This window comes from Neisseria arctica, assembly GCF_022870905.1.
GTDB classification, from domain to species: domain Bacteria; phylum Pseudomonadota; class Gammaproteobacteria; order Burkholderiales; family Neisseriaceae; genus Neisseria; species Neisseria arctica.
In genome coordinates, this window is sequence record NZ_CP091510.1 from 2,055,012 (window position 1) to 2,067,646 (window position 12,635).

The following is a 12,635-nucleotide window of genomic DNA, read 5'->3' on the forward strand; positions in this document are numbered from 1 at the left end:
TAGATACGAGGCCGTCTGAAAAGCAGTTTTACCACTGATAGCCTACACCGGCGGTTGCGCCGTAATGACCGCGGGAGTTGCCTGAAGCCGTACCTTTAATGATCCAGTTACCGCCGTCGGAAATGCTTGAGAAACCGATTGCATAACCGCTCTCACCACGATAGGTACTGCCTGCCACCGCCATCATGCTCTTACCCGGCAAATAAGCTTGCGGCAAACCGGCAACAGCCATTGCAGAAGCCGTACCGGCTTTAGCATCGGTATCTACATCGTCAATACGCTTGGCCAAGGCATTACCTACACCCAGCAACTGATTTACATTGACCGCATCGGTACCGTTTACCCCGGGAGCCACATTGGTAATAGTGTTATTGCCGTTATCCAATCCGTTGGCTGTCAGCTTCACGGTATCATTGTTACCACCGCTCACGCTCACGCCGTCATTGTTTACGGTAGTGTTACCGGCTTTTAATTCATTGGCGGATACACTGTTAAGGCCGCTCAAATCCTTCGCCAGTTTCACATTTAAAGTACCTTGGCCGTCCGAAACCACACCAATATTGTTATCGGTAAGGCTGCCTGTCGCCCCGCCTTTCACATTCAGGGTATCACCCAATTTACGGTTAATGCTGCTGCCGCTGTCACCTGCAAAGTTCAAACCTTTGTTCAACTCTGCGGTATTGGCCGCAACATTTTGGTTAGTCGCATATAACTGGCTACCATTTACGGCATCTTTGCTTGTTGCGCTCAGATCACCGGCCGCAACATTGCTAACTTTGGTATCCGCCGCGTCAATACCTGCTTTGGTAACACTCGGGCCATTGGCAATGTTTAAACCATTGTTATTAACTGTTGCGTCGCCGGCTTTCAAGCTGTCAACATTCAAATCTTTAGCGGTTGCCACTTCATAAGTGGTACTACCGTCCGCATTTGTCGTTGGCGTCACTTCAATGTTATTTCCGGCTGTTACCTTAGTTGTCGAAGCTGCTTGGGCAGCCTTCAACTGGCTTACATTCACTGCATCAGTATCATTTACACCTGCGGCAACATTGGTAATGGTATTACCGCCGTTATTCAAGCCTTTATCGGTTACGCTAACATCACCTACTTTCAAACCGTCTTTACTTAACGCCACATTATCGCCTACGCTGACACCGTCTTGATTCAAAACGGTATCACCGGCAGTAACGCTATCCACCTTCAAATCTTTAGCGGTTGAAACGGTATAAGTCGTACTTCCATCCGCATTGGTAGCTGGTTGTACTTCAACATTGTCACCGGCAACCACTTTAGTGGTAGAAGCTGCTTGTGCGGCTTTCAGCTGGCTTACATTAACCGCATCAGTGTCATCCGTACCGGCAGCAATGTTGCTAATCTTATTACCGCCGTTATTCAAGCCTTGATCCGTGAGGCTGACGGCTTGGCCGTTAGCAGGTGTAATCGTAACGCCGTTAGCTGCTGTCGTAGTCGTATTGCCCGCAGCATCACTTACGGTTGTACCCGCACCATTGACAACAGTTTTACCGCCCGTGGCATTGTTAAATGTTGCACTGTTTAAATCAGCCAAATCTTTCGCTAATTTAACAGTCAACTTGTCGGTACCGTCTGCCACAACACCAATATTGTTATCGCTCAAGCTACCCGTTGCCCCGCCCACTACATTCACTTTGCTACCCAAAGTACGCGTAAATTCCGTTCCCGTATCTCCGGCAAAAGTCAGCGGGCTATTGGCTTTGTCATTAGCTGTTTTGATCGCATCATTGATGTTATCAGCACCCGTACCGCCGATATCGGTAATAGTGACATTGCCTTTATCATTAGCAGCATTAACGCCTAAAACTTTTACGAAATTGTTTTGAACCTCATTGAGTTGTTCTTCAGTTGCTGCCCGTCCTGCCGTAGCAAAATCAGCTCCACCCAAAGTCGTATTCGATAAGCCGGCTACAGTATTGGTTGCTTTATCCAACACAACATTGCCCACCGTTACCTTGTCAAATGCTACTTCTTTAGCAGTTGCTACGGTATAGATGGTTTGTCCATCAGCGCCGATTTCACTGGTCACTTCGATATTGTCGCCTTGAACTACTTCAGTTTTCGCTGCTGAGGCAGCTTTCTTAACATCACCGACATTAGCGGCGTTGGTTTCAACGTCACCACCGCTGGCTACATTAATGATTTGGTTGCCGCCGTTATCCAAACCGGATGCAGTCAGGCTTACCGGAGTACCTTGTGCACCATTACTGATGGTAACACCATTATCATTTACTTTAGTATTACCGGCAGTTAAGCTGCCATCAGAACCCAAATTAATGTCTTTGGCCAATTTAACTGTCAACTTATCAGCCCCATTCGCAACAACACCGATATTATTGTCGGTCAAACTTGCCTCATTGGTGATTCCGCCAACAACATTAACCGTTTCACCCAATTCACGAGACACATTAGCACCCGTATCTCCGGCAAAAGTCAGCGGGCTATTGGCTTTGTCATTAGCTGCTTTGATGGCATCGTTGATGTTATTCGCACCCGTACCGCCAATATCTGTCATAGTGACATTGCCTTTATCATTAGCAGCATTGCCGCCCAAAATAGTTGCTAAATTATTTTGAGTAGTATTTAGCTGTTCTTCAGTTGCTGCTCGTCCTTCCGTAGCAAAATCAGCTCCGCCTAAAGTCGTATTCGATAAGCCGGCTACAGTATTGGTCGTTTTATCCAACACAACATTGCCCACCGTTACCTTGTCAAATGCCACTTCTTTAGCAGTTGCTACGGTATAGATGGTTTGTCCATCAGAACCGGTTTTACTGGTCACTTCGATATTGTCGCCTTGAACTACTTCGGTTTTCGCTGCCGCTGCGGCTTTCTTAACATCACCGACATTAGCGGCGTTGGTTTCAACGTCACCACCGCTGGCTACATTAGTGATTTGGTTACCGCCGTTATCCAAACCGGACGAAGTCAGGCTAACGGGATTACCAGCCGTTGGGGTAATATTAATGCCATCACCGCTCACATTGGTTACATTGCCTGCCGCATCGGTAAATTGCGCTGAAGTCAAACCGGTTAATTCTTTAGCCAGTTTTACATCCAAAGTACCACTGCCGTTCGACACCACACCAATATTGTTATCAGCTAACTTAGCAGTATCCGCACCACCTTTAACCGTAACGGTAGAACCCAATTTTTGTACTGAGTTGGAGCCACTGTCACCCGCAAAGGTAAGCGGTTGGTTTACTGCTGTATTTAAGCCATCAAGCGCATCTCCTACATTGTTATAAACAGTAGTTGCACCATTTGCCGGATTACCGGAAGTTAGCGTGTAAGTAGGAGCAGTAACATTACCCGAACCATCCACTGTACTACCACCACCAAGATATTGTGCTGTGTTAGCTGCAGTTTGGTACAACTGGCTGCCGTTTACCGCATCTGTAGAAGACGCACTAACCACACCACTGGTAACATTGGTAATTTTTTGATTAGCCGCATCAATACCGCCTTTAGTCACGCTCGGACCGCCTGTGATGGTTAGACCATTCGTATCCAAAACGCTATCACCCGTAGTGACACTATCTACGTTCAGTGCTTTAGCCAAATCGTAAGTTACATCGTTACTATCTGCGGTTTTACTAATCACGATATTACCGTCTGCATTCTTCATATCAACGGTTTCACCGGGATTCACCACGCTACCATTACTACCCGATGCAGTGAGTGTAAAGCCGGTGTTGCTGATAGCATTTGCCAAACTACCTGCTGTTACCAAACCATCGGGGTTGGTTGGGGCCGTAATCTTACCGTCGGCACCAACTACCGGTTCAGCTGTTACTACGCCCACCGTATAAGTTTTGCTTCCATCCTGATTATCAGTAGGTGTAACAGTAATTTGATTGCTATTGCCACTCTCTACCTTACCAGAAGCCGCATTTTGCGCAGCCTGCAATTGGCTGAAGTTCACCGCATCACCTGCTTCAGTACCAGCTGCAATGTTAGTAATCTTATTACCACCGTTATCCAAACCTGTACTGGTTAGGCTCACCGTTTTACCGCCTTGAGGTGTAATCGTGAGTCCGTTGGCAGTTGTGGCCGTTGAGTTACCCGATGCATCAGTAACAGTCGTACCTGCAGCATTCACTACAGTCTGACTACCGTCTGCATTAGTAAAGGTCGCACTATTCAGACCTACCAAGTCTTTAGCCAGCTTGGCAGTCAATGTGCTGCTGCCATCCGCCACAATACCGATATTACCGTCGGATAATTTTGCAGTATCAGTGACCCCACCAACAACATTAATGGTTTCACCCAATTTTCGTGTTACCGTATTACCAGTATCTCCGGCAAATGTCAGGGGATTATTTGCTACAGAAGCCAATTGGTCTTCAGTTGCAGCTCTGCCGCTAGTAAAACTATTTGGATCAAATGTAGACGTATTTGACAAACCATCAATAATGCCTGTCGCACCATTAATGGTAATAGGCGAGCCTGTATTCTGGCTACCAACCATAATGCTATTGGCTAACCCAAAAGTGATATTGTTATCATTTTTTGTCAAAACAATATTGCCGTCTTGATTATTCAAATCTACTATTCCGCCCGGAGCAACATTACTGCTGTTATTCCCGTTTGCCGTCAGATTCCAACCTTTATTGGCCGTTTCTGAAACAGCATACAGCTGACTGCCGTTCACAGCATCAGTGCTATTCTCAGCTACCTCACCAGCCTGAACATTGGTAATTTTATTTCCACCATTATTCAAGCCATTTTGCGTTAGGCTCACCGGATTAGTTCCATTAGTGATCTGAATACCATCGTTATTCAATAATGTATTACCTGCTGTAACACTACCGGTAGCGCCAAGATTAATGTCTTTCGCTAATTTCACTGTTAATTTATCAGTGCCGTCAGCTACTACGCCGATATTATTTTCCGTTAACTTAGTTTCATCAGAAGCGCCGCCGACCACTTTTACAGTTTCACCCAGTTTACGTTGAACATCTGTACCAGTATCACCTGAGAATGTTAAAGGTGTGAACGCTTGCTTTCCTGCTGCATTAATAGCATCACTGACATTGGTATAAGATTGGCCGTTAACATTGATTGCCGTACCATCTAAAACATTTCCACCAGCCGTAACGCTATCAACAGTGATCTTTTTAGCTAACGAGAAATCTATGTTGTTATCAGATACAGTGGTAACAATATTCTTATCTGCACTTGCATAAGTAACGGTATCACCAAGCTGTACATTATCTGCCATACCATTATCAGCAGCGATATTGAAACCTTTGGCAATATTTTGATTAGTTGTATAAAGTTGGCCGGCATTTACCGCATCCGTACCACCTTCCACCAAATTACCCGCAGCAAGATTAGTAATGGTATTACCACCATTATTTAAACCGCTTTGGGTAAGAGTAACAGGGTTTGCCGCATTACCATTTGTGATAGTAATGCCGTCTGAATTCATAGTGGTATTACCAGTAGTCACATTTTGTGCAGTAACACTATTTACCGAGATATCATCCTTCAAAGCAATGGCGATATTACTACCTGAAGCTGTAGTAGTAATGTTTTTATCACCCGTTACACTAATAGTGCTGCCAAGCAATTGTTCAGTAGTAGTTGTACCGCTATCACCTGTAAAGGTTAAACCTTTAGTCGCTACCGTAGTATTGGCATCAACACCTTTCTGAATATCAGCTTTTGTATCCGATGAAAGATCAATAGCATAATCAGTTACATTGCTGCTATCTTTAGCACCCGGAGTTACGGTTAACGCTGTTGAAGCTGTGCTGACTTTTGCACCATCAGCATTAACGGTATATACGGTTTGGCCTTTATCACCAATAGTACTACTTACCTCTGCAATATTAGTACCTGCTTTTACCTCGGTTTTGGCTGCTGCAGCTGCTTGATTAATAGCCGTGGCAGTATCACCTGCAGTTACAAAAGCATTTGGAGTTCCAGGAGTTTCAACAACACCATCGGTTACCGTTAGAGAGGTTGTAGGAATACTGAGATCATAAGTTGTCGCTAATCCATTAGTGCTTGCACTTACATTTATAGATTTATCAGCAGAAGTCACAACTGTTGCCGCATTTTTCACATCAGCAATATTAGCCGCATTCGTTTCCGTAGTTCCGCCACTACCGACATTAGTAATCGCCAAATTACCGGCATTAATACCTGTGCTGGTAATACTTGGACCATTACTAACAGCAATGCCATCTGATGTAATAGATGTATTTCCAACCGTAACCGTATCCGCTGATAAGCTTGTTACTGCAATAGTATCGTTCAACTTCACCGAAATAGTATTACCATCAGCTGATGTTGTAATATTTTTACTGTCACCTTTTACAGCAACTGTATTACCGAGCAACTGTGTATCAGTCGTACCACTATCGCCTGTAAAAGTTAACCCTTTTGTAGTAACCGCGGTATTAGCTTCCACACCTTTTTGGATATCCGCTTTAGTGGTATCTGCTAAATCAATAACATAATCGGTGGTAACAGCCTTATTGCCATCAGTAGAACTCTGCTCGGTTTTAGTTAAAGCAGTACCCACACTAACTGTTGTTTTATCTGCGCTAACAGTATATTGAGCATTATTACCTTGCTCTTCCAAAGCAACGTGAGTATTACTACCTTGTACAACAGTGGTTGTCTTTTCCGTAGCCGTAGCAGCCTTATTAATAGCAGCCGCTACTTGATCTGCAGTGGCAAAACTATCGCCTGATGTATTGGCAGTTACATTGCCGGCTGTATCAGTTGTTAAATCAGACTGTTTAACAGAATAAGAAATATTTCCATTACTTCCAGATGCGGTTGTACCTGAGCCATTAACAAAATTAATTGTATTGTTAGTTTGATCAATTGTTTGTGCAAACGCACCATTAACATTTGCCGTCCAGCTTTGTAGTGCCGTATCAGCCTTAGCTAATGACTGCACAGCAGCATCACTTAAATCAACAGTGTAAGTTGTGTCATTAGTTGTATTATCAGTAGCGTTAGAAACAACAAGCTTTCCACTATTTCCTTGAGCAACAACCGTACCTTCCGCATTCACAGTGTAAATTGCCTGTCCATTACCACCAGTACTTTTCTCAATGCTAGCAATATTGGTACCTTTGGTAACTTCGGTTTTTGCTGCTTTAATAGCTTCATCTACTGTATTTTTTCCAGTATCACCAATATTAGTCATGGTAATTGAACCATTTGAACCAACAGCAGCAGTGCCTCCTAGAACTGTTTTAACAGAATCTGCAACATTGCCAATAACATTATTTGTCGCATATAGCTGGCTACCATTAATAGCATCAGTTGAGGAGGAAGAAATTTGTCCGGCAGCAACATTTTTGATTTGACGCTCTAACCCTACCTTACCAACAGAAACTATTTGTCCATCCGTTAACGTACCACTCCCTGCAAAAGTACCATACGTTATATTATTCACAGTCGCTTGCGTTGTTGGTACATAAGGGGCTGCGCCACTAGAAGACGCACCTAATATGACGGAATTACTTAAAGTAGCATCAGCAACACCACTTCCTAACACCATAATATTCTTGCCACTAACCGTATTACCATTACCCAAAGTAACATTATCACTTCCGGAAATATTATTCCCAGAGCCCATAACCATATTACCGGTAGCATTGGTATTCACAGTATTACTGTTACCAACAATACGGCTTTCATTACCTTGCAAAGTATTATTGTTACCAAAAACACCTGCATTATTCGCACTAATCGTACCGTTATTATTACCCACGCTATAAGTACCGGCACCTGTAATATTAGTCGGATCACCAATGGCACCTGAACCTTCGCCGCTTACCACATTACCCGTGCCAATAGAAATCGTCTTATCAGCCGTGGCCTGCGCACCTTCGCCAATAGCAATAGCACTCACTCCATCTGTTTTTGCATTTAAGCCGATGGCAACTGCATTATTCTTTTTAGAAACCGCACTATCACCGATATTCACAGTATGTGATGCGACAATACGAGTAACACTACTACCTGAACCCGCATTCACACCGATATTGACATTCTTATCACCATCCTGATAAGCACCGGCAAAATATCCACCGTTATAATTGAAATTACCATGCTGACCAACACCAGAAAACGATCCTAAATGGGTATTACTGCTACCTTGCTGCCAACGACCAGCGCGCAAACCTACTGCTGTATTATTTTCCCCCCAACTGGCATTGGCACTACTGGCAGAAGCATCACCCTGCAAGGTATCCATACCGATACCGATATTTTGACCTCTTAAGAAAGGGGAACCAATATTAGCAGTTTGGCTATCTTGACGAATATACTGACCCGCACGCTGCCCCAAATAAATACTGTTACTGCCTTCAGAGCCTTGACCAGCAGCCTGCCCCATTAAAATATTGGTATACCCTTTCACACCGGTACCAGCTCCACGCCCCACAGCAATCGTGTCATTACCCAGTGCCTTTGCTTGCTCCCCGATTGCAATCGCATACTGGCCTACCGTTACTGCAGTCGTATCCGTAGCAAGCGGGGTATTCATATTTGCTGCTTGGTTTGCTCCGGCAGTAGCACCAGATCCAATTGCTACAGAATTAGCTGCTCCGGCTTCTGTAGACGTACTCGGACCAAGTGCTACTGATTCAGCACCTTGCGCTCCATCATTATCCCTGTTTCCCAAAACAGTTGACTTCACACTCGTATAGTTTTGCGATGCAGCACGCAATTGTGCAACGTTTACAGCATCAGTATCTCTCGCCCCAGCTGCTACGCCTGTAATTTGGCGTGTAACCTTGGCGGTGCCTGTCGTAATACCGGTTGCTTCGTCAAACGCCGTTCCCGTATCATCACCGATTGCCAAAGCAGCGTGTGTTGACTTCCATGTAGATATCGTTTTATCCACACTTGAGCTACTTGCTTTACCGTTTGGCACATAGCCTGTAGAACCAAGAGGGCGTGTAGTTAAAGCATCACTACCCAAAGCAACACTCTTATCACGTGTCGCTTGCGCACCGGAACCAATCGCTACCGACTCACTGGATGATGCCAGCGTCTTAACATTGGTTGCCGATGCTCCGCCGATTGCAATAGAGCGAGCACCTGTTACATCAACATCTATACCTACAGCAACCGAATTAGTTGCAATCGATGACGTGCTTGAGTTCACGCCAATCACAACCGACTTATCACCTTGTGAAGTAGCACTACCACCAACAGCCAAACTATTTGCAGCACTAGCAGTTGAATTAGAACCAATCGCCAATGCGTTAGTATTCGATGCCAAAGATTTATAACCCAGCGCTGTAGACTGAGAACCAACAGCTGTCGCCAGCGCACCAACAGCCGTACCTTCAATAATAGTAGTTGAGGGTGTCCAAGCATACAACGCGATGCCAGCTTCCGTGGAAGTTACAGCACCTAAAGTACCTCCACCCGCAGTAGCCCCTACACCGATAGCTGTAGAACCTTTTGATAAAGCTTGCGCATGGGGGGCAATTGCAGTCGAACCATCACCACCGCTGAATGTTTTTCGATAGGGAGCGCTGACTGAAGTATTGTATCCAACAATGGGATATGTAGCACTACTATAACCAGTTGTTCCTGAATCATCGCCACCAATAGACACCGCCCCCGCTCCGATCGCACGCGTATCATTACCAATCGCAATAGATTGCCCTATTTCTGCTCTTGCTCTGGAACCTACAGCTACCGCTTGAGCCCCCTTGGCATACGAATACCCACCCAATGCAGTAGCAGAACTTGTCACACTATTAATGCCTTCAGCATATGAAGAGAAGCCAAATGCAGCATCTGCCGCATTTTTTGCTGTTGCTTTGGCACCAACGGCAACCGAGTTGCTTCCTGACGCTGTTGCATCCTGCCCGCAGGCAAGGGCATCTGTGCCCGTAGCGGCTTGGTTTGTTGCTCCTACACAAGTAGCCACTGCTGCTGCCACCGGATTAGGCATAAATAGTGCTCCTGCCACTAAAGCAGATACAGCAACACCATAAACATATGCTGAATGCTTGGCGCCTTCACCGGAAGATGTCGTGCTCTTACCATGTGCTTTAGTAATTTCAGAGGCCACTACCCATGCGTTACGGGCATGGCTCCAAATAATTCTATAAATTGCGTTCATTATTTAATTTCCTTTTGCAATAATATTTATACAAATATTACTGAAGCTGATTGATATACAAATAAAATGTAATTATCGTCACGAAATGACAAAATTTGTCACAAGTAAATTCGTTTTTATTTTTCGGCTTGCGCCAAGTTTTCAAGAGTTGAAATAATTTCAATTAAAATCATGCGGTTAATAAAATAGACTTTACAACCTAGTTGTAACTCTTCTGAAAAATAAAATAGTTCCTTTTATTCAAGCAAAAACCGAACCAAATTCCATTAATACTTGTAAAGATATTTTCAATATTCTTAATAAGAATTAATAATTTAAGTTATATTTAGCTTGTGAAATTAAATAAGTAATGCCAATTTCAAGAAAAACCCTTAATAAAACCGTATTTTATCTATAAAAACCAGTGAATTCTAAAAATAAATATTTGATAATTTTTATTTATTTAAGCAATAAGTCATTGCTGGCAACTATTTTAATAATATAAAAAATTAATCTGACTAACTAAAATTAAAAGAACCAAACCAAATATTCTGACCGGCTTCCAATTAGGCCAAGCCTTATAAACAGCATATTTTGATATGCATTTGATATATAAAGGATATAAATCCAACTCACTATATTTTGTAATATGAAACAGCCAAAATAAAATGCCGTCTGAAAAACAGAACGGCATCTTTAACATTTCAACACAATCAAAATACAGTGAATCTTTCAGACGGCATCAAGTCATCTGAACAAACGGCAAGCAAGCGTACCTGCCACCACATACCCCCCAATTGCTATTTAAAAACCAAAATTAACACTAATGCAATTGCCATGACAGCCAGCCAAAAACTTTGGCGCTGCTGGATTTTAACAAGATGCACATAAGCATCCCGCATCTCTTTCTGGCGGGTTTCATCAACCAGCATATTCAGTTTGCGCGGCAGACTGGGGAGAATCTGCGCCCAATCAGGCGCTTCATCTTTAATATTGCGCCACAACGCCTGAGGGCCTACTTGCTCTTTCATCCAACTGACTAAAAAAGGCTTGGCAGTTGCCCATAAATCAAGATCAGGATCCAGCTGGCGGCCTAAGCCTTCAATATTGAGAAGTGTTTTTTGTAACAAAACCAATTGCGGCTGTATTTCGACATTAAAGCGGCGACTGGTTTCAAAGAGCCTCATCAGTACGACACCAAAAGATATTTGCGACAAAGGTTTGTTGAAAATCGGTTCACACACGGCACGCACTGCGGCTTCCAACTCTTCCGCACGGGTATCCACAGGCACCCAACCTGACTCTATATGGGCGGTAGCGACACGGTGATAATCGCGGTTGAAAAAAGCCAAAAAGTTGATAGCGAGATAACGCTTATCATATTCTGTTAAACTGCCAACAATACCGAAATCTAAGGCAATATAGCGGTTGTCGTCGGCTACCAGAATATTTCCCGGATGCATATCGGCATGGAAAAAACCATTTTTGAATACTTGGGTAAAGAAAATCTCTACCCCGTATCGAGCCAGTTTCTTCAAATCAATGCCTTTTACTTTCAAAGTGGCAATATCGGAAATCGGCGTTCCTTCCATCCACTCGATGGTTAATACGTCTTGGCTGCAATAATCAAAATAAACCTGAGGCACAATCAACATATCACTATCGGCAAAATGTCTGCGCAACTGGCTGGCATTAGCGGCTTCGCGCATTAGATCTAATTCGTCATGCAGATATTTGTCGAATTCGGCCACCACTTCCTGAGGTTTTAGACGCTTGCCATCCGCAAACAAACGTTCAATCCATTTTGCCCCAAAGCGCATTAAAGCCAAATCCTGCTCAATTACCGGTTTCAGTCCCGGCCGCAAAATTTTTACCGCCACCTGCTCGCCACTGTATAGCCGTGCCTTATGCACTTGGGCAATTGATGCGCTGGCTACCGGTTCAATATCAAATTCCGCGTAAAGCTCAAAAATAGGCTTGCCTAAAGCACGTTCAATGCGCTCTTGTGCCAAATGCCCCGGGAAAGGCGGTACCTTGTCCTGTAATTTTGCCAATTCGGCAGCATAATCATCAGGTAACAAATCAGGCCGCGTAGACAATACCTGCCCGAGTTTGACAAAAATTGGACCTAAACTTTCCAATGCCAAACGCAAGCGTACAGGTGCTGCTTCTTGATCAAAACTGCTATTTTTCGGCAATCTATCCAATAAAGCCCGCAGCCAAAGCGGGTGGATTCGGTCGACAAAGATATCACTCAGATTGTAGTGGTAAATTGTTTTTGAAATTACAACAAAGCGTTTGAGCCATTTCATGAGCAGGTCTTTTTGCAAAAGGCCGTCTGAAACTTTCAGACGGCAACAAAATAATTAATCATTATAAAACATCCATCCGATACCGAAAATAAAACAGTCGGCAGTAACCCACATTACAACATGATTTGATTTATTTCAAAAAATAACCAACACAAATTTTATTCATAACCAGCCGAATATTTTTCAGGCAAAAATCTGTA

Annotated in this window: 2 protein-coding genes; both read right to left on the reverse strand. The window is 43.8% G+C overall.

Going from position 1 to position 12,635, the window contains the following annotated elements:
* Window positions 1–28: 28 nt before the first annotated feature.
* A complete protein-coding gene (locus LVJ86_RS09525) occupies window positions 29–10,144 on the reverse strand; it encodes a YadA-like family protein (RefSeq protein WP_047760905.1) in 10,116 nt (3,371 codons plus the stop codon).
* A gap of 779 nt (window positions 10,145–10,923) precedes the next feature.
* Window positions 10,924–12,435, reverse strand: coding sequence for a ubiquinone biosynthesis regulatory protein kinase UbiB (ubiB, locus tag LVJ86_RS09530; RefSeq protein WP_047760906.1), 1,512 nt, complete (start codon window positions 12,433–12,435; stop codon window positions 10,924–10,926).
* Between the last annotated feature and the right edge of the window lie 200 nt (window positions 12,436–12,635).